Below are 22,453 nucleotides of genomic sequence, written 5' to 3'. Positions count from 1 at the left end.
TTTCACCTGCCATAATGACGGCGTTCTCGCCGCCCTTAAATTTTTACCGGCTTAACAGCGCCATATTATTGCGCCTCTTTTGGCCAATACTCAAAACGATAAGCGGTGCTGATATTACGTTTAACCGTATTGCTATCAAACACTTCCGTTTCACGGCCATAACTCAGAGTACAGTTACCGATATCATCCCAGGACTGACACTCATGAATTGTAGTGATCGTACTTACCGCCGTAGAGGCGACGCTGTGCAGCCCCAGTTCGCGTTCCTGCTTATCGTAGGTGTAGGTCTCTTTGCTTTTATCTGAGGTGGTGGTAAGCAAATTACCTTTAGGATCCCACTGATAGCGATATTCACCATTACTCAGATGATCAGAACCACGCGCCACACTTTTCAGCAGCCGAAAATGGCGATCGTGACTGTAGGTGGTTTCAGTAAAGCCTTTCTTGCCCATCAGGGTAAACACATCGGTCGAGCTGGTGATATTGCCGTTTTTGCCCAACTGGTAGTTGATGGTGCCCTGCTTGTTACTGACCTCCACCATTTTCTCCTGCTGCTTCACTTTGACGGAAATCGCATAGTCCGCCTGCCAGCCACCGGGGATTCGTACCACATGCTGCTCCATATTCAGCAGCACATTACCTTCATTCTTATCGAAACTGCTGTCGGCAATCAGCAGAATACCGCAGTTGTCGAACTGCCCCAGCAGACGCTTTTGCAGATCGACATCTTTGCCGAATTCGCCGACCACCACCTGCTTAATCGGCCCTCTGGCGGTACCGCCCAGCATAATAATCGCATTGCTGTCGTTAACCGCTTTATTGTGCAGCGGACACTGCTCAGCGGCGCTGGCGGTAAAACTGAGTAAACCGCCGCACGTCAGCGCGATAACCACACCAGAAATCGTTTTAATCATTCTGTTCCCCGTAAGACCTGAATCCCTGACGATTAAGATAAGTGTAAACGGCATTGGTTACACGCCCATACTGTGCGGAGAATTGTTTTTGTTTCTTCAAGGGCGGGTGCCGGCAATAAATTGCAGAAAAAAAGCCCCAACAAGATGTTGGGGCCTGGTACTTGCAAACATCACGTCATGATAACGGCGTGCTGCGCGGCAAAATCGGTTGTGATAGTCAGGCTACACGTACGGAATTCATATTAATGATCCCTTTCATCGCTTCCACCACATCGCCATCGACACAATAACGGCTGAATTCATCGGTTTCGGTATCAGAGCACATCGAAACACCGGCTTTACGGTAACGCATCGGCGAGGCCACCAGACGACTGGCTGAACTGTGCAGCTCTGCGATGCCAACGTCGAGAAACTTTTGCAGATTACTTAAACGCACCCCTGCGCCTGCCATAATAATTGGACCTTCGCTGCTGTGAGTTAGTTCCTTCAGTAATGCAATTCCACTTTCCGCGCTTTGTTGCTGGCCTGAAGTCAGAATGCGCGCAACGCCGAGGTCGGTCAACTCCTGAAGTGAACGTTTCGGACTATGGCACAGGTCAAAGGCACGATGGAAAGTCACCGCCATCTCACCGCACAATGTCATAATCTGCCGCATTCTGGCCATATCAATATGGGCATCTTCATCCAGCATACCCACTACCACGCCGGGAAAACCCAGATCGCGGATCGCCGCGACATCAGATTTCATCGCGGAAAACTCGCTGGCGGAGTAACAGAAATCACCGCCGCGTGGACGCACAATCGGATGGACAGGGATTGCTACCAGCTCACGCGCCATTTTCAGGCTGCCAAAGGATGGCGTTAGCCCGCCCTCCTTAGGTGCGGCACAGAGTTCAATGCGATCTGCACCGGCTTGTTCTGCAGTGATCGCACAATCCACTCCGTAGCAGCATACTTCCAATTTAGTCATCACATCCTCCTGTTTAATGACTGCTGGCTGGTAATCAGATTCTCAGTTAGGCTGGTTTAGCGGTTATTTTAACGGGAATAGTAATCATGGCATTCAATTTTGATCAATGGATAGACCGACGTCACAGCGATAGTGTTAAGTGGCACAAATATGGCGATCGCGATGTTCTGCCTTTATGGGTGGCCGACAGCGATTTCCGTGCGCCAGACTGTATTATTTCCGCGCTGCAACAACGGGTTGAACACGGTATATTTGGTTATGGCGACACACCGCATGAGCTGATTAATATTGTGATTAAGCGCATGGCCGAACGTTACAACTGGCAGGTGGAAGCGGAGTGGCTGGTGTTCCTGCCCGGCGTTGTCAGCGGCTTGAACCTTAGCGTGCGCGCCTTTACCGGCGCAGGTGAAGGCACTATCGCCCCGACGCCAATCTACCCGCCTTTCCGCCACGCGGCGAAACTGGCTGACCGCAGCCAGCTGAGTCTGCAGATGCGTCTGCAACAGGGCCGCTGGTTAATGGATCTGGAGGCCGCTGCGCCGCAATTAACCGGCAGCGAAAAACTGCTGATGCTGTGTAATCCGCAAAACCCGGGCGGCACCGTCTATCGCCGCGCCGAACTGGAAGCGCAGCTGGCTTTTGCCCGCCGTCATGATCTGATTGTCTGTTCCGATGAGATCCACTGTGACCTGCTGCTGGAACCCGGCGTGCAGCACATCCCCTTCGCCAGCCTGAGCGAAGATGCCGCCCGGCGTTCCATCACCCTGATGTCGCCGTCAAAGACCTTTAATATTGCCGGACTGGGCGCTTCACTGGCGATTATTCCCGACAAAGATTTGCGCGAACGCTTTAAACGGGTACGCAAAGGCATTGTGCCGGATGTCGATATTCTGGCGCTGGTGGCCGCCACTGCTGCGTGGCGTGATGGTCAGCCATGGCTGGACGCCCAGCTGGATTATCTGCGCGAAAATCGCGATCTGCTGGTGGCGCGCGTCAATGCCCTCGACGGCTTATCAATGGTGGCGCCGGAAGGCAGCTATCTGGGCTGGATCGACGCCCATAAACTGTCGGTTGCCAGCCCGGCGATCTGGTTTGAAAAGCACGGCCTTGGCTTCTCACCTGGCCGCGACTTCGGCGATGACGCGTTTGTACGTTTTAACTTTGGCTGTACCCGTGCCACGCTGAATGAAGCCATCAGCCGTATGGAGCGCGCAGTCAGTACGCTTTAAACGCCCTGCTCGCTGGCAACAATCTCCTGCAAACTCCACGGATGGAATTTGATGGTGATTTTGCCATCGGTCACTGCCAGCGTCGGATTAGGCAGGCGCTCATATTCACCTTTCGGCGAACTGGTTTTAATCGAAATCTCGCGCCGCGCCAGCCCTTCATCAGAAAACAGCGCCAGCGCGCGCGCGCCCAGCGTCTCCACTTCACCGCGCAACACGATCTCCACATGTTCCCAGCCTTCATGGCGGTACAGCGTCTGTCCCGGCCATGGCAGTTCAACCACATTTATCTGCCACGGGCCAACCTGCAGCGGCTGCGCCAGCGCAAACAGACAGATTGGCCGGCCATTAATCATATTTTGCGAAAAAAGATCGCCAACTTGTGACAGACCCTGTTTCCAACGCTCTGCGGTAGTGTTCTGATGACAACGCACGGCAATATGATCGGCTACCAGATCGGTTAAAGATAACCCCAGCGTCTCCGCCAGGCTGTTTAACGCCTGCTCAAAGCGCGGTAGATCGCTAGCAAGATCATTTAATTCTTCTACACATTTCCATGCCGTCACTAAATTCTCCTCAAATTTAAACAGTTTTATTAATAGTTACCGCCCAGTGATGATGCTGGTTGGGGTCCAGTTAACACTTGAAAATATTAGTTTCCTGTAAACTTTCCTCAGGGAACAGGTTAATTTGCCGGATAACTGTCCAGTTTACTGCGGTACAGGTCCAAAAAAAAATTTATAAAGCGAACCTTAACCTTATGTTTTACTTTAATTTTATTTACTCAATCCGATTATTCCTAATTGCGGGAGCCACAATTGCAGCCTGACAGCGTTTCTTATAGATTTGTCTCACCATCACACAAGGAACAGCTATATGCTTATGTTAATCGTAGTCGCAGTCCTAATCGCGCTGATGGGTTTTGCTATTACTCGCCACTGGAAGGTGCGCAGTAATAAAACGGTGAGCAATCCCTATCGTCACCTCCGCCGACGTTAAAATTTCCGCTTTTTGGGGGAAACATCCGCAGCAATGTTTCCACCCTGCCCCTCCGGCTACTGACGCCATTTAACAAATACAGTATACTTTTGCTCTCACTTTTCCGCGCCGCCATTGTACAGCATCACTATCGGCTGTCAGGCGACGCGATGACGACGGCTCGATCTGCCCGCAGACGGGCCTTTTCAGCTTATTAAGGTAATTCGGTGAATATTCAGGCTCTTCTTTCAGAAAAAGTCAGTCAGGCGATGATCGCCGCAGGCGCAGCCGCCGATTGTGAACCTCAGGTTCGTCAGTCAGCGAAATCTCAGTTTGGTGATTATCAGGCTAACGGCATCATGTCGGTGGCGAAAAAACTGGGCCAGCAACCGCGACAACTGGCAGAACAGGTGTTACAGCATCTTGATCTGAACGGAATTGCCAGCAAAGTCGAGATCGCTGGTCCGGGCTTTATCAATATTTTCCTCGACCATCAGTGGCTGTCACAGCAGATTGATGCGACGCTGGTTGCGCCACGTCTTGGCGTTGCGGCCGTTGAACCACAGACGGTGGTCATTGACTACTCGGCGCCCAACGTGGCGAAAGAGATGCATGTCGGTCATGTGCGCTCCACCATCATCGGTGACGCCGCTGCACGTACGCTGGAGTTTCTCGGCCATAACGTTATCCGCGCTAACCACGTCGGTGACTGGGGCACCCAGTTCGGCATGCTGATCGCCTTCCTGGAAAAGCAGCAGAATGAACACCATGAAGATATCGCACTCGCCGATCTGGAAGGGTTCTATCGCGAAGCGAAAAAAACCTACGATGAAGACGAAGAGTTTGCCCTGCGCGCACGTAACTATGTGGTGAAACTGCAGGGTGGCGATGAGTATTGTCGCACCATGTGGAAGAAGCTGGTCGATATCACCATGACGCAAAACCAGCTGATTTACGATCGTCTGAACGTGACCCTGACGCGTAAAGATGTGATGGGTGAAAGCCTGTATAACGACATGTTGCCCGGCATCGTTGCGGACCTGAAAGCGAAAGGTCTGGCGGTAGAGAGCGAAGGCGCCACTGTGGTATTCCTTGATGAATTCAAAAACAAGGAAGGTGAACCGATGGGCGTGATCATCCAGAAAAAGGATGGCGGCTATCTCTATACCACCACGGATATCGCCTGTGCGAAATACCGTTATGAAACTCTGCATGCTGACCGCGTACTGTACTTTATCGATTCACGTCAGCACCAGCACCTGATGCAGGCATGGACCATCGTCCGCAAAGCGGGTTATGTGCCGGATGCAGTGCCACTTGAGCACCATATGTTTGGCATGATGCTGGGTAAAGATGGTCGTCCATTTAAAACCCGCGCCGGTGGCACCATCAGGCTTTCCGATCTGCTGGACGAAGCGGTTGATCGCGCGACCAGACTGGTTGCCGAGAAAAATCCCGATATGCCAGCCGACGAACTGAAAGCGCTGGCTAACAGTGTCGGTATCGGCGCAGTAAAATATGCCGATCTGTCGAAAAGCCGCACCACTGATTACATCTTCGACTGGGACAATATGCTGGCATTTGAAGGCAACACTGCGCCTTACATGCAGTATGCCTATACCCGTGTGCTGTCGGTATTCCGCAAAGCAGGTATCGAGCTGTCCGGCGTCAGCGGCAAGGTTAATATCAGCGAAGATCGTGAAGCCGCGCTGGCAACCCGCCTGCTGCAGTTTGAAGAGACCATTACTCAGGTCGCTCGCGACGGTATGCCGCATGTGATGTGTAGCTATCTCTACGATCTGGCCGGGCTGTTCTCCGGCTTTTACGAGCACTGCCCGATTCTGACCGCCGAAGACGAAGCGACTCGCCAGAGTCGCCTGCAACTGGCGCTGTTAACCGCGAAGACGCTGAAACAGGGGCTGGATACGCTGGGTATTGAAACTGTCGAGCGTATGTAAATGATAAGGGCGGCGAGAACGCCGCCCCTACATCCTTAAACCGTAGGGGCGGCGTTCTCGCCGCCCGTGTCGATGATTTGCACCTGCCGTAATGACGGCGTTCTCGCCGCCCTTTTTTATGGCAGATTACTGATGACCACCAATGGTGGCGGTCATACGGATCTGACGGTTATCGGTCAGCTCCAGGTTGGACAGCACCATCAGCTGCGGCAGATTGCGACGCAGGAAGCGCGCCAGTAACGCACGTAACGGATGGTTAACCAGCAGCACCGGCGGCGCACCCAGCGACTCCTGACGTTGCAGCGCCTGCTGCGCCTGCACCAGCAGACGATCCGCCAGTCCAGGCTCCAGACCACCGCCGCCCTGCAATGCCTGTAACAGCAGACGTTCCAGCGTGGTGTCCAGACCAATCACCTGCACTTCGTCGCTACCCGGGAACCACTGCTGGGTAATCGCACGGCCCAGCGCCACACGCACCACTGAAGTCAGCTCATTCGGGTCAGGCTGCACCGGCGCATGTTCCGCCAGCGTTTCAATAATGGTACGCATATCACGAATCGACACCCGCTCGGTTAACAGATTCTGCAGCACTTTATGCAGCGTGGTCAGCGTCACCACTCCCGGCACCAGATCTTCCGTCAGTTTCGGCATCTCCTGGGTCACGCGATCCAGCAACTGCTGCGCTTCCTGGCGGCCAAACAGCTCGCTGGAGTACTGACCAAGCAGATGGTTAAGATGCGTCGCTACCACGGTACTGGCTTCTACCACGGTAAAGCCCTGGATCTGCGCCTGTTCTTTCAGCGCACTTTCAATCCAGACCGCCGCCAGGCCAAAGGCCGGATCGACAGTGGCTTCACCTGGCAATGTACCGGCGGCCGTGCCCGGGTTAATTGCCATCCAGCGGCCAGGATAGGCGTCACCGCTGCCAATTTCCACGCCTTTCATCAGAATACGGTAGCGCGCAGGCGGCAGTTCCATATTGTCGCGAATATGCACCACCGGCGGTAAAAAGCCGACTTCCTGGGCAAACTTTTTACGGATACTGCGGATACGTCCGAGCAGTTCACCATCCTGCTGGGAATCGACCATCGGAATCAGGCGATAACCGACTTCCATGCCCAGCGAATCTTCCAGCTGCACATCGGTCCACGAGGCTTCAAGCGCCGGTGAGGACTCCTGCGATTTTACCAGTGACGGTGCGGCAGCGGCCTTGGGTTTCATCTCCTTGCCTCGCATATACCAGGCCAGCCCTAACAGCGCGCCGGTAAACAGCAGGAAGACAAAGTTTGGCATACCCGGCACCAGGCCCAGTAAGCCGAGTACCCCGGCGCTTAACATCATCACACGTGGATTAGCGAACAGCTGGGTAACCATCTGCTCACCGACGTCCTGATCGGTGCTGACGCGGGTCACGATCACACCGGCTGCGGTGGAGATTACCAGCGCCGGGATCTGGGCAACCAGACCGTCACCGATGGTTAACAGGGTGTAGGTTTCAGCTGCGTGGCCCAGCGGCATACTGTGCTGAACGACACCCACAATCAGACCACCGATGACGTTGATCACCATGATCATAATGCCGGCGATCGCATCACCGCGCACAAACTTACTGGCGCCGTCCATTGAACCGTAGAAATCGGCTTCCTGGGTAACGTCAGAACGGCGTTTTTTGGCCTCGTCTTCACCAATCAGACCGGCGTTTAAGTCGGCGTCGATGGCCATCTGTTTGCCGGGCATCCCATCAAGCACAAAACGCGCGCCCACTTCAGCGATACGTCCGGCACCTTTGGTAATAACCATAAAGTTGATCAGTACCAGGATGATAAACACCACAATACCGATGGCGAAGTTGCCGCCGACAAGGAAGTGCCCAAAGGCCTCAACCACCTGCCCCGCCGCGCCAGCACCAGTATGACCATCCATCAGGATAATACGGGTAGAAGCAACGTTCAGCGCCAGACGCAGTAACGTGGAAAACAGCAGAATGGTAGGGAATGCGGCAAAATCCAGCGTGCGCTGGGTGAACATTGCTACCAGCAGCACCATAATCGATAACGCGATATTAAAGGTAAACAGCAGATCGAGTACGAACGCCGGTAATGGCAGCACCATCATCGACAGAATCATCAGGATCAGTACCGGACCAGCCAGCACCTGCCACTGCGTATCTTTAAAGTTGCCAGGTAACCGCAATAAAGAGGCCAGATTAGACATCAGTTTTATTCTCTCCAGCAAAGTCCAGTGCTTCCGGCACCGGCAGACGTACAGGTTTCTTCGGCATCAGGCCGCCTTCGATTTTCCAGCGGCGTAGCTGCCAGACCCATGCCAGCACTTCCGCAACCGCACCATACAGGGCGCCAGGAATATGTTGACCAATTTCACTGTGACGATAGAGCGCACGCGCCAGTGGCGGCGCTTCCAGCACCGGTATACGGTGTTCCTTGCCAATCTCACGAATACGCAGAGCAATCTCTCCCGCCCCTTTCGCCACCACTCTGGGTGCGCTCATTTTCTTTTCGTCATACTGTAATGCGACCGAGTAGTGGGTCGGGTTAGTGACAATCACATCGGCTTTAGGGATATCGGCCATCATGCGGCGCTGTGCGGCGGCACGCATTTGCTGGCGAATACGCCCCTTAACATGCGGGTCGCCCTCTTGCTGCTTATACTCGTCACGAATGTCCTGACGGGTCATGCGCAAGCCTTTGTAGTAGCTGTACAGCTGCCACACCACATCGTAGGCCACCATCGGGATCAGCCCGAGTAAAATATACAGTCCGCAGACGGCGATCATATTCAGCGCATGGTGCAGCGCATCGAATGGCGATTCAGTCAGCAGATGCAGCATATCCGGCCAGTGGCTATGCAGGTAGGCGCTGGTCACACAACCGACCAGAATCGCCTTCAGAATCCCTTTCAGCAGCTCGGTCCACGCCTGCGCGCTCACCATCCGCCCGAGCCCTTTGATTGGGTTCAGTTTGCCAAAATCAAACTTAATCGCTTTACCGCTGATCACGATGCCGCCCAGCAGCATCGGGGCGGCAATTGCCACCACCACCAGTCCCGCCAGCACCGGCAGCAGCGCCCAGATGGCCTGACCTAACAACGTGCTGATATGGCGGACAATCTGTTTATCATCGCTGATAATACCGTGGTCGAAATGCAGACCAGCCGCAACCATGGTCGATAACTGGCGTGCCATATTTTCGCCGCCCAGCCAGAGGATCATCAGGCCAATCAGCACCATTAATACTGAGGTGAGTTCGCGCGAACGCGGAATCTGCCCCTCCTCACGCGCTTTTTCTATTCGGTGGGGTGTGGGGGATTCTGTTTTTTCCTCATCGCTGTCTTGAGACACGGCAGCCAACCTTGATACGCGGAATTTCAGGCATCAGCATGCCAAAACCGCGCCGGTCTGATGGCGGGAGTAAAGAGGGAAAATAGCGGCTATTTTGCGGATAGGGTAATAGTCCCCTTATCCTGCCACTCCCCCCAGGCGGGAGGAAGGCAGGATAAAGGGCAATAAGCAACGACTGAGCGGATTAAAACCCGAGGCTATCCAGCAGATCGTCAACCTGATCCTGGTTAGCGACCACACCGGGTGCATCCGAGTGGATCTGCGGCCCATTTAACAGGCTGCTGCTCTCTTTCTTCTGGCGCTGGCTGCCTTCCGGCATGTTGTCGATCAGCACCATCAGTAACTGGCGTTCAATCTCCTGCACCACATCCATCATACGTTTGATCACCTGGCCCGTCAGGTCCTGGAAATCCTGCGCCATCATGATTTCCATCAGCTGGGCATTGGTAAACGACGTATGGGTAGGCACCACTTCCAGATAGCTACGGGTATCCGAAACCAGTGAACGTGCATCGGAAAGCTCAATAGGATTTTCAAACCACTCATCCCAGCGACCTTTCAGTTGTTTGGCGCCATTTTCTATTTCAGTCTGACGTGGCTGGGCAGCTTCCACGCAGTTCAGTGCGCGCTCTGCCGCTTGCGCCGTCATCTGTACAACATAGTCGAGACGATCACGGGCATCCGGAATCGCTTCCGCGGCTTCGGCAATTGCCTTATCAAGACCCAGTTCACGCAGACTGTCACGCAACATACGTGTCAGAGAGCCGATCTGCGTAATAATATCTGGAGCAGGCGCCGTATTGTTGCCTGGTTTCGGAAGTTCGCTCATCAGCTCTCCTTACATACCCAGTTTTTCGAAGATTTTACCTAACTTCTCTTCCAGGGTTGCTGCTGTAAAAGGTTTAACAACATAGCCACTGGCACCCGCCTGCGCAGCCGCGACAATATTCTCTTTCTTGGCTTCTGCCGTTACCATCAGTACCGGTAGTTTCGCCATCCCACCATCAGCACGAATCGTCTTCAGCAGTTCAAGGCCATCCATATTCGGCATGTTCCAGTCGGAAATGACGAAGTCAAATGCGCCAGCGCGCAGCTTGTTCAGTGCATCCGCTCCGTCTTCTGCTTCTTCGACGTTATTGAAGCCAAGCTCTTTCAGCAGGTTACGCACAATACGACGCATCGTATTGAAATCGTCCACTACCAAAAAGCGCATATTTTTATCAACCATATCAACTCCTGTGTTATCTCGACCCGCGGGACGGGCTTTGGTTAAATACGTAATGCCTGTCCGGCGCTAATTTTCGCCAGCATGTGCTGACTGATTTGGTGGAGATCCACCACCTCACTGACCGCCCCGTGGGCAATCGCCTCACGTGGCATGCCGAAAACCACACAACTTGCTTCGTTCTGCGCAATGGTCCAGGCGCCTGCCTGATGCATCGCTTTTAATCCCGCCGCACCGTCATTGCCCATCCCGGTCAGGATCACCCCGACGGCGTTACGGCCAGCGAACTGCGCCACTGAGTTAAACAGCACATCTACCGATGGCTTATGACGATTCACCGGGGGACCATCATTCAGTTTCACCTGGTAGTTAGCGCCGCTGCGCGTCAGCTCCATATGCATGGCACCGGGAGCGATATAGGCGTGGCCTGGCAGAATACGCTCGCCATCTTCCGCCTCTTTCACCGTAATCTGACACAGCTTGTTCAGACGCTCGGCGAAGGAGCGGGTAAAACCGGGTGGCATATGCTGTGTAATCAGCAGTGCCGGGCTGGTCGCAGGCAGTGGCTGCAGCACATGGCGAATCGCCTCGGTGCCGCCGGTTGATGCGCCAATGGCAATCAACTTCTCACTACTCAACAACGGACCTGCCTTTAACATCACCGGTGGCGCATCGCTGCGGCGCACATGCAGTTTCGCCCGCGATGCGGCACGCACTTTATCGGCAATCATCTGGCTGTACGCCAGCATGCCTTCGCGAATGCCCAGCTGTGGCTTAGTGACAAAATCCACCGCCCCCAGCTCCAGCGCACGCAGGGTCACTTCGGAACCTTTACCGGTCAGCGACGACACCATCACCACCGGCATCGGACGCAGGCGCATCAGTTTCTCAAGGAAATCGAGGCCATCCATCCGCGGCATCTCAACATCCAGCGTTAACACCTGCGGATTGAATTGTTTGATTAAATCGCGCGCGGCCAGTGGATCCGGCGCCGTGGCGACCATCTCCATATCAGGGTGGCTGTTAATGATCTCGGTCATTAGCTGCCGCATCAGCGCTGAGTCATCAACGCACATGACTGTGATTTTGCTCATTATCTTTCCTTAGTCAGTCCATAGACTGTCTGTCCACGCAGATAGAACTCTTTACTGATCTGGCTGAAGTTTTCTGAATGTCCTGCAAACAGCAGACCACCGGGTTTCAGCAGCGGAACAAAACGCCGCAGGATCTTCTCTTGTGTCTCTTTATCGAAATAGATCATTATGTTACGGCAAAAAATAACATCAAACGGACCGGGTAATGGCCACTCCGGCGCCAGCAGGTTAAGCTGGGCATAATTCACCATCCCGGCCAGTTCCGGACGCACCCGCACCATACCGGAATGAGGGCCGGTGCCGCGCAGAAAGAAACGCTGCAACTGCTGCGGTGAAATGGTGCGCAGCTCTTCCTGGCGATAGACACCCGCCAGCGCTTTTTCCAGCACCTGGGTATCAATATCGGTGGCATGAACCTGGAACTTCCCCTGTCCTGCCCCCAGCGTTTCCGCGAGGGTCATGGCGATCGAGTAAGGTTCTTCACCGGTTGACGCCGCCGTACTCCAGACGTTATAGCTGCCGCTACGCTGTTTGGCGTGTTCAGCCAGAATCGGAAAATGGTGCGCCTCACGGAAAAATGCCGTCAGGTTGGTGGTCAGCGCATTCACAAACGCCTGCCACTCTGCGCTATTCGGGTCATGTTCCAGCAGCGCCAGATAACGACCAAAATCATCAATATTTAACGTGCGTAACCGACGCACTAAACGGTTATAAACCATCTCCCGCTTATGATCGGCGAGGACAATGCCAGCGCGTTGATAAATAAGCTGGCTGATACGCCGGAAATGCGTATCCGATAACGGCAGCCGCTGTACCATCTGCGACAGCAGCGTAGCGTTTTCAGGCGGCGCTGCCAGCAACGTCGATTTTTTCATCTAAGGCCACCCAGCAAAAGGCTGATTAAGGGGTTAATACGATGCCACTTCCCTTGATGCCACCCGGGAATGCTGAAAAACGGCGGGTTCGGCGGCAGTATCGAGCGTAAATCTCGTTACCGCTTCGCTGAGCAGCCCGGCCTGTGATTCCAGCGCCTCAGTGGCGGATGCCGCTTCCTCTACCAGCGCGGCGTTCTGTTGCGTGACCTGATCCATTTGACTGACCGCCTGAGCGACCTGTTCAATGCCACGGCGCTGTTCGTCAGACGCCGAAGCAATTTCCCCCATAATGTCGTTTACACGCGTGACCGACTGAACAATCTCCTCCATGGTTTCCCCGGCGGATGCCACTAAGGTGGATCCCTGGTCAACCCGATTGACTGATTCTTCAATCAACACTTTGATCTCTTTTGCCGCCTGCGCACTACGTTGTGCGAGGTTGCGAACTTCGCCAGCGACCACGGCGAAGCCGCGTCCCTGTTCGCCTGCCCGCGCCGCTTCTACCGCCGCGTTCAGGGCCAGAATATTGGTCTGGAAAGCAATGCCGTCGATCACACTGGTGATATCACCAATCTTCCTCGAGCTGGTGGCAATTTCATGCATGGTGCTGACCACATTACGGGTCAGCGAGCCGCCTTTATGCGCCGTGGTTGAGGCGTCGCGTGCCAGCTGCGAAGCCTGGCGGGCATTTTCCGCGTTACCGGTGACAGTGGCGGTTAACTGCTCCATGCTGGCGGCAGTTTCGGCCAGTGAGGCGGCCTGCTGCTCGGTGCGTGCGGATAAATCGTTATTGCCAGCGGCAATTTCGCGGATACCGACATGCATATTCTGGCTGCCGTCGCGTACCTGCAGCACGGTTTCCGCCAGGCTGTTCTGCATCACTTTCAGGCCGTCAAACAGCTGACCAATCTCATTACTGCCACTCTCATCAATGCGCCCGGCAAGATTGCCGGAAGCAATACGTTCAAAATGGCGACGCATACGCGTCAGCGGAGCGATCAGCGCCTGTTTCAGCCACCATAGTGCTGCCGCAGTCGCCAGCAGTGAGAACGTCACCGCCATGGCAAAAATCCATTTCGACTGGCTGTAGAAGCCGCTACTCTGCTGTTTCGCATGATCGAGAATGTCATCGATATGCGTCATCCAGCGGTTGTAGTGCTGCAGAAAATCGTCCTGGAATTGCTGCGTCGGTGAATCAAGAAAATCCTGCAGCTGATTGTTCTGCAGATAAGCGATCAGCTGCGACAATTCATGGTGATAGCGATCAAAGCTCACTTTCATCGCCTGCGTCAGACGCTCACCTTCCGGCGTCACACGGGGTAACGCCATAAACTGCTTAAAACTGACCGTGGCAGCATCCAGATCTTTCTGGGCGCTGCTCATCAGGGTCAGAACCTTGTCACGCGGTGCGTTCAGCGCCGCACGGGTTCCGGCCCGGCTCAGGGTGACGCGGGTACTGAGCAGTAACGCCCAGCTCTCGCTCAGTGCATCACGCTGCTGTCCACTGACAGCCACCTGATGCAAATTATTCGTGTCCAGCCGGAAAGAGTTGAACGACAAGCCACTGCTGATCAGTTGCATCAGGCAGAACACGGCAAGAATAAAAATCAGCGCACTTGAGACACGAATACGGCTATACATCACTTCCTCCGGCCAGGCCGCCCAATGCGGGCGGCGAATAAGGTCTAATCAGAATGTTTCCCAGTTACTGTCGGAAACGTTATTACCCGCTTTTTGCGACGCTGCGCCGGAGCCTGCGATCAGAGCGGTTTTTGTTGCTGTAATAGTGTTAACGGCGCGCTGCGGAATTTCTTTACGAATTCTGAATACCGCTACCGCTTGCGACAGTCGGCTGGCCTGCTCTTCCAGCGCCGCGGCGGCAGCTGCAGACTGTTCCACCAGTGAAGCATTCTGCTGGGTCACCCGGTCCATCTCGGTCACCGCCAGGCCAATCTGGTCGATGCCACGGCTCTGCTCGTCAGAAGCGGAGGCGATCTCGCCCATAATGTCGGTAACGCGGGTTACCGCATTAACGATATCGCCCATGGTTTCGCCGGCGCTTTCCACCAGTACCGATCCGGTATCGACCCGGTTAACCGATTCTTCAATTAATGTCTTAATTTCTTTTGCTGCCTGCGCACTGCGCTGGGCCAGACTACGCACTTCGCCAGCGACTACCGCAAAACCACGACCCTGTTCACCGGCACGCGCCGCTTCTACCGCCGCGTTCAGCGCCAGAATATTGGTCTGGAAGGCAATGCCGTCGATAACGCTGATAATGTCGGCAATTTTCTTCGAACTGGTGGCAATATCGCTCATGGTACGCACCACGCCATCCACCACTTTGCCGCCCTTCTGTGCGGTTTCGGAGGCGCTGAGCGCCAGCTGCGAAGCCTGCCGCGCGTTTTCGGCGTTCTGTTTCACCGTTGCCGTCAGCTGCTCCATACTGGCCGCAGTCTCTTCCAGTGAGGCTGCCTGTTCTTCGGTACGCGCCGAAAGATCGTTATTACCCGCGGAAATTTCGCTGGCGCCGGTGTAAATAGCATCGGAGCCATCACGTACATCGCCGACCGTGTTCACCAGCTCCTGCTGCATATGTTGCAGGCTGGAAGCCAGCAGCGTCATTTCGCTACGCCCTTCCACGATGATCGGCTGCGTCAGGTCGCCACTGGCGATCTGACGGATATGATCGATAGTGCTGTTGAGCGGACCTAACAGGATGAGGTGCATACCGCGCCATACCAGCACCATAATCGCCAGCAGTATCACTACCACAGCACCGATTACCCACATCGCCTGTTGATAAGCGCTTTCATTCTGTGTCGAACCCTGGGCAAACAGATCGGCGGTATTGTTCAGCCAGCTGCTGTAAGCGGCTTCAAAACCATTCTGATATCCCTGCGTCGGTTGATCGACGAAACCTTTAATATTGCCGGTACTCAGCATCTGAATCAGTTCGGTCAGCGCGTCGTGCAGAATGACGTAATTATCGGCCACCGCTTTCACATGGCTGAGTGCTTTCACATCATCAGGAAGCTCGGCGTTATACAGCGCATATTGCTGCTCTGCGGTTACCAGCTGGGTTTTGGCCAGATCTAATAATTCCTTCATCCCTGCCCCGGTGCCGATCTGATTGCTATCGAGCATAAAGCGCATACCTGCGCGATTAAGGGTATTACGGGTCTGGATCAGGGCTATCCACGAGGCAGTCAGATTAGTCTGCTCGCGACGGAGTTGCTCTGTGAGGGTAAAATTCGCTTTATCACTTTTTAATGCCTGGAAGAAAAGACCGCCGGACATTAATTGCAGTGCGCCAAAAACTACCAGCACTAAAATCAGGCTGGTAACCACTTTCATACGCTTAAACATACGATCCCTTATGACATTGCCATTGCAGAACTGGATTGCTCTCTGCTGGGGATTATCGGCAGCGACCGGTGAACCTTTATGATGGGGGCGACAGAGCCGCCCCCAAATGATTAAAAGGTTTCCCAGTTATTGTCTGCGCTGGCGGACGCCGTTGCTTTACGCTGTGCTGGCGCGGCTGGCGCGCGTGACGCAGGCTGGCTGGCAGCCGCCATCACTTTATCTGCACGTACTTTAAATACCGCCACCGCCTGGCTCAGACGACTGGCCTGCTGTTCCAGTGCAGCAGCAGCAGCAGCGGACTCTTCTACCAGTGAGGCGTTCTGCTGGGTCACACGGTCCATTTCGGTTACCGCCTGGCCCACCTGGTCAATACCACGGCTCTGCTCATCGGAAGCCGAGGCAATTTCACCCATAATATCGGTGACGCGGGTGACCGCACCGACGATATCAGTCATGGTAGAACCGGCGGTTTCCACCAGTGAAGAACCGGCATTAACGCGGCTGACAGAGTCTTCGATCAGTGTTTTGATCTCTTTCGCTGCCTGCGCACTACGTTGCGCCAGGTTACGCACTTCACCGGCTACCACCGCAAAACCACGACCCTGTTCCCCGGCACGCGCCGCTTCTACCGCCGCGTTCAGCGCCAGAATATTGGTCTGGAAGGCAATGCCATCGATAACGCTGATAATGTCGGCAATTTTCTTCGAACTGGTGGCGATTTCACTCATGGTTTTCACCACGCCATCGACAACCTGGCCACCTTTCTGCGCGGTTTCTGAGGCGCTAAGCGCCAGCTGCGACGCCTGACGGGCGTTTTCAGCGTTCTGTTTCACTGTTGCCGTCAGCTGTTCCATACTGGCCGCGGTTTCTTCCAGTGATGCCGCCTGCTCTTCGGTACGCGCCGAAAGATCGTTGTTACCGGCAGAAATTTCGCTGGCGCCGGTAAAGATCGCGTCAGAACCATCACGCACATCGCTAACGGTACGCATCAGTTCCTGCTGCATATTCTGCAGGCTGGCAGCCAGCTGCGTCATTTCGCTGCGGCCTTCCACTTCGATACGCTGGGTCAAATCACCGGCAGCAATATATTTGATATGGCTGATGGTCTGTTGCAACGGTTGCAGCAGGATGCGTTGTAAACCGAACCAGCACACTGCGATAACCGCCACCACCAGCAGCATAATGCTGGCAAGGATCCACATCATCTGCGAATAGGCTGACTGGTTCTGCTCAACACCGGCTGCGGTCAGCAGCGCCTGCGCTTCACGCCATTTGGCATAAATCGCGGTCATATCATTCTGTTTCTGTTCAACATTCAGCCCAAACATCTCTTTCAGCTGATTATTGGTCATCATCGCCAGCATCTGCTCCAGCGTATTGCTGTAAGTGGCATAGTTCTTTTCCAGCTCTTCGGTCAGATGTTTATCGAGTCCCGGGGTATCTGGCGTCGCTTTATAGGCAGCGAAATATTGTTTACCTTGTTCCAGCTGTTTATTGCCTTGCTCTGCTAATGCCGCCAGTGATGACATATCATTAGTTTGCATCCGCAGCATGCCGCGGTTAAGAATAATGCGCGTCTGGTTAAGGGCAATCCATGCATCAGTAAAGGTTGCGACATTCATACTTGAATTTTGCGCAACGGCGAAGTTTTCTTTGTCGGTTTTTAGTGCGTTAAAAAACAGTCCGCCGGACACTAACTGCAAGGCACCAAAAATCATCAGCACCAGAATTAAACTGGTGACCACTTTGATACTTTTAAACATGTTTACCCTTGATGTGTGCTAAGTGAAATTACAACTCTGTTATCGGCATTACGATGGGGGGAGTTTATTTGCGCTCGACGTTTTTCTGCTTAAGTAATTATTGTTATCGGCTATTAATAATAGTCGGGGCAGTTTTGCGCTGCCCCGAATAAATCGCTTACGCGCTACGCAGCGTGTCCATCAGTTCCATCTCTTCACTGCTCAGCAGTTTTTCGATGTCAACCAGGATCAGCATGCGCTCGCCCAGTGCGCCGAGTCCGGTAAGGTACTCGGTGGACATAGTGACGGCGAACTCGGGTGAAGGGCGGATCTGCTCCTGCGTCAGAGACAGCACGTCAGAGACGCCATCCACCACAATCCCGACTACGCGATGTTCCAGATTCAGAACGATCACCACGGTATTGTCGTTATATTCCACACCAGGCTGCGCGAATTTAATCCGCAGATCGATAATCGGCACGATCACGCCGCGCAGATTCGTCACACCTTTAATAAACTGTGGGGTGTTGGCGATACGCGTTACCTGATCGTAACCGCGGATCTCCTGCACCTTCAGAATATCGATACCATACTCTTCATCACCGAGCGTAAATACCAGGAACTCCTGTCCTACGCTTTCGCCAGTAATTTTAGTGACATTTGCCAATCCAGTCATAGGTCTACCCTTAATCGGTTACAATTAAGCTGCGGCGCCGGCCACACGCTTTTCTCGGTTTAAAGATTGCAGTGCAGAGACGTCAACAATCAGCGCCACACTGCCATCGCCGAGGATGGTGGCGGCTGAGATACCCGGCACTTTGCGATAGTTGCTTTCCAGGTTTTTAACCACCACCTGATGCTGACCAATCAGCTGATCAACTAACAGCGCATAGCGTTTACCGGCACTCTGCAGGATCACTACGATGCCCTGCGTTGCTTCCGTTTTGGCGCCCTGCACTTCAAATACATTCCACAGCTCTACCAGCGGCAGATATTCACCACGCACTTCCAGCACGCGCTCACCGCCCGCCAGTGGGTGCAGATCTTCGGCCAGTGGTTGCAGCGATTCCATCACCGCATTCAGCGGCAGAATAAACACCTCTTCCGCGACCCGAACGGACATGCCATCGAGAATCGCCAGCGTCAGTGGCAGCAGAATACGGATGGTGGTGCCTTTGCCCTGCTTAGAACTGATTTCAACATGGCCACCCATCTCCTGGATGTTTCTTTTCACCACGTCCATGCCCACGCCGCGACCGGAAACATCGGTAACCTGCTCAGCAGTGGAGAAACCCGGGGCGAAGATCAGCATGCCCACTTCTTCATCGCTCATCGCTTCACTGACCTGCATCCCCGAAGAGAGTGCTTTCGCCAGAATACGTTCACGGTTCAGGCCCGCGCCGTCATCGGTCACTTCAATGCAGATATTCCCGCCCTGATGTTCCGCAGACAGCGTCAGATTGCCGGTGGCGGATTTGCCGCTGGCAATACGTTTATCCGGTGATTCAATGCCATGATCGAGACTGTTACGCACCAGGTGCGTTAACGGGTCAATAATACGTTCGATCAGGCTCTTATCCAGTTCGGTCGAGCTGCCCAACAGCGTCAGTTCCACCTCTTTGCCCAGCTTGCTGGCCAGATCACGCACCAGACGCGGGAAGCGGCTAAACACATACTCCATTGGCATCATACGAATCGACATAACCGATTCCTGCAGGTCACGCGCATTGCGTTCCAGCTGGCCCATACTGTTCAGCAGTTCGCCATGATTCACCGGGTCAAGCTCGCTGGAGCGCTGCGCCAGCATCGACTGGGTAATCACCAGCTCGCCAACCAGGTTAATCAGCTGATCGACCTTCTCAACCGCCACACGAATACTGGTCGATTCGCTGCCACGCGCGGGCGCGGCTTTTTTAGTTTCGCGTTTCGCCACCGGGGTGATATCACTGACGGTCGCCAGCGCTGGTGTATCGATCGCCACGGCCGCCACTTCGGCCACCGCTTCAACTACCGGCTCGGCAGCAGGCTGATCGATAAATTTGATCTGCGCTTCATCAATGACAAAACAGAGCACCGCGACGATATCATCTTTATCTACCGATGAATCGAGCGTCACTTCAACTGAAGTCTGGCCTTTGGTAATGTCGCTGACGGTGCCGAGGTTACCCAGCTCTTCCAGCATCAGATCCACTTCTGTCGGCTTCAGATCGATCAGCGCCAGACGAAGACCGGCGGCAACCACAGGCTGCACTGCCTCAACGCTGGCCAGGGTTTTCGCTGGCTCGATAACGTCGCCTTTTGCTTCCAGCGCCAGCTGACGCAACGCCTGACAGATATACTGAAAGGTCTCGGCGTTTGGCTCGGTCGCGGTTTTATAGGCATCCAACTGTTCCTGCATAATATCTTTGGTTTCCAAAAACAGGTTGATGATATCGGTGCTGAGCTGCATTTCACCGCGGCGTGCCCCGTCCAGAATATTCTCCAGAATATGCGTGGTTTCCTGTAATACAGTAAAACCAAAAGTACCCGCTCCGCCTTTAATCGAATGGGCCGCACGGAAGATGGCGTTTAGCTGTTCCGAATCGGGTTCCTGTGGGTCTAATCCCAACAGGTGTTGTTCCATGTCAGCCAGTAACTCATCGGCTTCATCGAAAAACGTTTGGTAAAAATCGCTGATATCCATGCTCACGGTATCACCTCGGCTGTGAGTCGCGATTAGGCTGCGACGGACTGACAGGCGCGGCCGGTAACGTGGTTACCGGTTGCGGCTGCGCGTTCGGTGCGGCCTGTGAAGGTTTAGGGTCTGGTGTTAATGCCGCGGCTGAAGGTTCAGCCGGTGCGGTAACTTGTTTAATACTCATTGCATCGTTGATTTGTACTGCATCACTCTCAGCGTTCTCTTTTTCAATCTGCGCCTCGGTATCATGGTTCAATACCAGCAGACTGATACGACGGTTCACCGCATCAGTGCCCACGCGGTTTTTCAATTTCATGGTGTCGGACATGCCCACCACGCGCAGCATCTTGCTGCTATCCAGGCCGCCAATCACCAGCTCGCGACGAGAGGCGTTGGCACGGTCTGCCGACAGTTCCCAGTTGCTGTAACCACGATCGCCACTGGCATACTGGAAATCATCGGTATGTCCCGCCAGACTGATGCGGTTTGGAATATCGTTAAGGATCGGCGCAATCGCCCGCAGGATATCGCGCATATAGGACTCCACTTCCGCACTACCGGTCTTAAACATCGGGCGGTTCTGACTGTCGATAATCTGAATACGCAGCCCTTCCTCCACCATGTTTATGATCAGATGCGGACGTAACGCCCGCAGACGCGGGTCAGCTTCAATCAACTGGTCGAGCTTTTCACGCAGACGATTCAGGCGGATTTCATCCAGCTTGCGTTTCTGCGCGTCCATATCGACCACTTTTTTGACTTCACCTTCCTGCTGCGTCGGGTCATCGCCGCCACCCGGAATCGGACTTTCGCTGTCGCTGCTGCGTTGTCCGCCGGTCAGCGCTACTTTTAACGGCGTCCGAAAATACTCAGCAATCTGTACCCGCTCCTTAGGGCTGGAGATCGAAATCAGCCACATCACCAGGAAGAAGGCCATCATGGCAGTCATAAAATCGGCATAAGCGATTTTCCATGAGCCATGCGCGCCCCCATGATGTTTCGCTTTGCGCCGCTTAACCAGCACGATGGGGTGATTGCTATTCTTCATGCATCTTGATCCGAAGTCTGTTGTGCCGGTGATTTGGCATTACGCACGTGCTCTTCCAGTTCGGTAAACGACGGTCGATCGGTGGAGTACAGCGTTTTACGGCCAAATTCCACGGCGATTTGCGGCGCGTAACCATTCAGGCTGGAAAGCAGAGTCACCTTAATACACTGCATCATCTTGGTGGTTTCCGCACACTTCTGCCGTAACACCGGGGCTAACGGCGAAATAAAACCGTAGGCCAGCAAAATGCCGAGAAAGGTTCCGACCATCGCATTGGCAATCAACGCACCCAGTTCCGCTGCCGGACGGTCCGCCGCTGCCAGCGTGTGCACAATGCCCATTACCGCGGCGACGATACCGAATGCCGGTAACGAATCGCCCAGTGCAGACAGGCTTTGAGCCGGAACCTCACATTCGTGTTCGTAGGTTTCAATCTCTTCATCCATCAGCGCTTCGATTTCAAATGCGTTCATATTCCCGCTCACCATTAACCGCAGATAGTCAGTGATAAAGTCCACCAAACGGTTATCGGCAAGAATTCGCGGGTAATTAGCAAAGATTTCACTTTCGCGCGGACTTTCAATATCCCTTTCCAGCGACAGCATGCCCTGCTGGCGCGATTTCGCCATCAGCCGATATAACAACGCCATCAGATCCATATAGATCGCTTTGTTATATTTTGACCCTCTCATTAAAAGGGGTAAGGCTTTCAGCGTGGCTTTAATTGCCTTGCCATTGTTGCCGACAATAAAGGCGCCAATGCCCGCACCGCCGATAATGATCAATTCCGAAGGCTGATAGAGGGCGCCAAGATGGCCGCCGACCATCATGTAGCCCCCCAGCACTGAGCCTGTTACCAGCAAATATCCCAATATAACCAGCACAATAAATCCTTACGTCTCAAACAACGTGTGGGTGGAAGTTAAGCCAGAGAGCCGAAGGCGTTATTCGTTAAACGTGACGCAAAAAAAAAGCAGCGGTTAAAAAACCGCTGCTGGATGTCATTCCACGTTTCGAAC

Annotated in this window: 18 protein-coding genes; 2 read left to right on the top strand and 16 right to left on the bottom strand. The window is 54.0% G+C overall.

Annotation, left to right across the window (positions count from 1 at the left end):
* Window positions 1–65 precede the first annotated feature (65 nt).
* Both N5923_RS17290 and cutC read right to left on the bottom strand, forming a co-directional pair.
* Window positions 66–914, bottom strand: a complete 849-nt coding sequence (locus N5923_RS17290; RefSeq protein WP_267145119.1) for a hypothetical protein — start codon at window positions 912–914, stop codon at window positions 66–68.
* Window positions 915–1,131: 217 nt separating this feature from the next.
* The gene (gene cutC / locus N5923_RS17285) at window positions 1,132–1,884 is read right to left on the bottom strand and encodes a copper homeostasis protein CutC (protein ID WP_267145120.1); all 753 of its coding nucleotides are present in this window, start codon (window positions 1,882–1,884) and stop codon (window positions 1,132–1,134) included.
* A gap of 86 nt (window positions 1,885–1,970) precedes the next feature.
* On the opposite strand from cutC, the gene N5923_RS17280 reads away from it, so the two are divergent.
* Window positions 1,971–3,113, top strand: a complete 1,143-nt coding sequence (locus N5923_RS17280) for a MalY/PatB family protein (protein WP_267145121.1) — start codon at window positions 1,971–1,973, stop codon at window positions 3,111–3,113.
* On the opposite strand, the gene N5923_RS17275 is transcribed toward N5923_RS17280, so the two are convergent.
* Window positions 3,110–3,676, bottom strand: coding sequence for a VOC family protein (locus N5923_RS17275; RefSeq protein ID WP_267145122.1), 567 nt, complete (start codon window positions 3,674–3,676; stop codon window positions 3,110–3,112). The genes N5923_RS17280 and N5923_RS17275 overlap by 4 nt on opposite strands.
* A gap of 639 nt (window positions 3,677–4,315) precedes the next feature.
* On the opposite strand from N5923_RS17275, the gene argS reads away from it, so the two are divergent.
* Window positions 4,316–6,046: an arginine--tRNA ligase gene (gene argS, locus N5923_RS17270; protein ID WP_267145123.1), complete on the top strand. Its 1,731-nt coding sequence runs from the start codon at window positions 4,316–4,318 to the stop codon at window positions 6,044–6,046.
* A gap of 126 nt (window positions 6,047–6,172) precedes the next feature.
* Here the strand turns inward: argS and flhA are convergent, their stop codons facing one another.
* From flhA to motA, 13 genes are all read right to left on the bottom strand, one after another.
* Window positions 6,173–8,260: a flagellar biosynthesis protein FlhA gene (flhA, locus tag N5923_RS17265; RefSeq protein WP_267142698.1), complete on the bottom strand. Its 2,088-nt coding sequence runs from the start codon at window positions 8,258–8,260 to the stop codon at window positions 6,173–6,175.
* Complete coding sequence (gene flhB, locus N5923_RS17260) at window positions 8,253–9,404, bottom strand: flagellar biosynthesis protein FlhB (RefSeq protein ID WP_267142697.1); 1,152 nt, start codon at window positions 9,402–9,404, stop codon at window positions 8,253–8,255. The genes flhA and flhB overlap by 8 nt, the downstream gene beginning before the upstream one ends.
* A 184-nt stretch (window positions 9,405–9,588) precedes the next feature.
* Complete coding sequence (gene cheZ / locus N5923_RS17255; protein WP_267142696.1) at window positions 9,589–10,233, bottom strand: protein phosphatase CheZ; 645 nt, start codon at window positions 10,231–10,233, stop codon at window positions 9,589–9,591.
* Between the two features lie 9 nt (window positions 10,234–10,242).
* Window positions 10,243–10,632: a chemotaxis response regulator CheY gene (gene cheY / locus N5923_RS17250; protein ID WP_017802915.1), complete on the bottom strand. Its 390-nt coding sequence runs from the start codon at window positions 10,630–10,632 to the stop codon at window positions 10,243–10,245.
* Window positions 10,633–10,673: 41 nt separating this feature from the next.
* Window positions 10,674–11,723 carry a protein-glutamate methylesterase/protein-glutamine glutaminase gene (locus tag N5923_RS17245; RefSeq protein ID WP_267142695.1) on the bottom strand — a complete coding sequence of 350 codons (1,050 nt, stop codon included), beginning with the start codon at window positions 11,721–11,723 and terminating at the stop codon, window positions 10,674–10,676.
* A complete protein-coding gene (gene cheR, locus N5923_RS17240; RefSeq protein WP_267142694.1) occupies window positions 11,723–12,598 on the bottom strand; it encodes a protein-glutamate O-methyltransferase CheR in 876 nt (291 codons plus the stop codon). Before cheR ends, N5923_RS17245 begins: the two co-directional genes overlap by 1 nt.
* A gap of 33 nt (window positions 12,599–12,631) precedes the next feature.
* Window positions 12,632–14,239 carry a methyl-accepting chemotaxis protein gene (locus N5923_RS17235; protein WP_267142693.1) on the bottom strand — a complete coding sequence of 536 codons (1,608 nt, stop codon included), beginning with the start codon at window positions 14,237–14,239 and terminating at the stop codon, window positions 12,632–12,634.
* Window positions 14,240–14,287: 48 nt separating this feature from the next.
* On the bottom strand, window positions 14,288–15,967 hold the full coding sequence (locus N5923_RS17230) for a methyl-accepting chemotaxis protein (protein ID WP_267142692.1): 1,680 nt from the start codon (window positions 15,965–15,967) through the stop codon (window positions 14,288–14,290).
* A 110-nt stretch (window positions 15,968–16,077) separates the two neighbouring features.
* On the bottom strand, window positions 16,078–17,730 hold the full coding sequence (locus N5923_RS17225; RefSeq protein ID WP_267142691.1) for a methyl-accepting chemotaxis protein: 1,653 nt from the start codon (window positions 17,728–17,730) through the stop codon (window positions 16,078–16,080).
* Window positions 17,731–17,887: 157 nt separating this feature from the next.
* Complete coding sequence (gene cheW, locus N5923_RS17220) at window positions 17,888–18,385, bottom strand: chemotaxis protein CheW (RefSeq protein ID WP_267142690.1); 498 nt, start codon at window positions 18,383–18,385, stop codon at window positions 17,888–17,890.
* A 24-nt stretch (window positions 18,386–18,409) separates the two neighbouring features.
* Window positions 18,410–20,392, bottom strand: coding sequence for a chemotaxis protein CheA (cheA, locus tag N5923_RS17215; RefSeq protein ID WP_267142704.1), 1,983 nt, complete (start codon window positions 20,390–20,392; stop codon window positions 18,410–18,412).
* A 10-nt stretch (window positions 20,393–20,402) separates the two neighbouring features.
* A complete protein-coding gene (gene motB, locus N5923_RS17210) occupies window positions 20,403–21,434 on the bottom strand; it encodes a flagellar motor protein MotB (RefSeq protein ID WP_017802924.1) in 1,032 nt (343 codons plus the stop codon).
* On the bottom strand, window positions 21,431–22,318 hold the full coding sequence (gene motA, locus N5923_RS17205; RefSeq protein ID WP_267142689.1) for a flagellar motor stator protein MotA: 888 nt from the start codon (window positions 22,316–22,318) through the stop codon (window positions 21,431–21,433). Before motA ends, motB begins: the two co-directional genes overlap by 4 nt.
* Window positions 22,319–22,453: the final 135 nt, after the last annotated feature.

Origin of the sequence: Winslowiella arboricola (assembly GCF_025527015.1) — a bacterium.
Lineage (GTDB): Bacteria > Pseudomonadota > Gammaproteobacteria > Enterobacterales > Enterobacteriaceae > Erwinia > Erwinia arboricola.
Note: the sequence above shows the minus strand (reverse complement) of the source record. Positions and strands in the feature narration are given on the sequence as shown.

Coding starts and splice junctions, on each gene's coding strand:
- N5923_RS17235 (WP_267142693.1), bottom strand. CDS start 14,239: ATGTATAGCCGTATTCGTGTCTCAAGTGCGCTGATTTTTATTCTTGCC.
- N5923_RS17245 (WP_267142695.1), bottom strand. CDS start 11,723: ATGAGCAAAATCACAGTCATGTGCGTTGATGACTCAGCGCTGATGCGG.
- motB (WP_017802924.1), bottom strand. CDS start 21,434: ATGAAGAATAGCAATCACCCCATCGTGCTGGTTAAGCGGCGCAAAGCG.
- N5923_RS17225 (WP_267142691.1), bottom strand. CDS start 17,730: ATGTTTAAAAGTATCAAAGTGGTCACCAGTTTAATTCTGGTGCTGATG.
- N5923_RS17280 (WP_267145121.1), top strand. CDS start 1,971: ATGGCATTCAATTTTGATCAATGGATAGACCGACGTCACAGCGATAGT.
- cutC (WP_267145120.1), bottom strand. CDS start 1,884: ATGACTAAATTGGAAGTATGCTGCTACGGAGTGGATTGTGCGATCACT.
- cheR (WP_267142694.1), bottom strand. CDS start 12,598: ATGAAAAAATCGACGTTGCTGGCAGCGCCGCCTGAAAACGCTACGCTG.
- N5923_RS17230 (WP_267142692.1), bottom strand. CDS start 15,967: ATGTTTAAGCGTATGAAAGTGGTTACCAGCCTGATTTTAGTGCTGGTA.
- cheZ (WP_267142696.1), bottom strand. CDS start 10,233: ATGAGCGAACTTCCGAAACCAGGCAACAATACGGCGCCTGCTCCAGAT.
- cheW (WP_267142690.1), bottom strand. CDS start 18,385: ATGACTGGATTGGCAAATGTCACTAAAATTACTGGCGAAAGCGTAGGA.
- cheA (WP_267142704.1), bottom strand. CDS start 20,392: ATGGATATCAGCGATTTTTACCAAACGTTTTTCGATGAAGCCGATGAG.
- cheY (WP_017802915.1), bottom strand. CDS start 10,632: ATGGTTGATAAAAATATGCGCTTTTTGGTAGTGGACGATTTCAATACG.
- flhA (WP_267142698.1), bottom strand. CDS start 8,260: ATGTCTAATCTGGCCTCTTTATTGCGGTTACCTGGCAACTTTAAAGAT.
- N5923_RS17290 (WP_267145119.1), bottom strand. CDS start 914: ATGATTAAAACGATTTCTGGTGTGGTTATCGCGCTGACGTGCGGCGGT.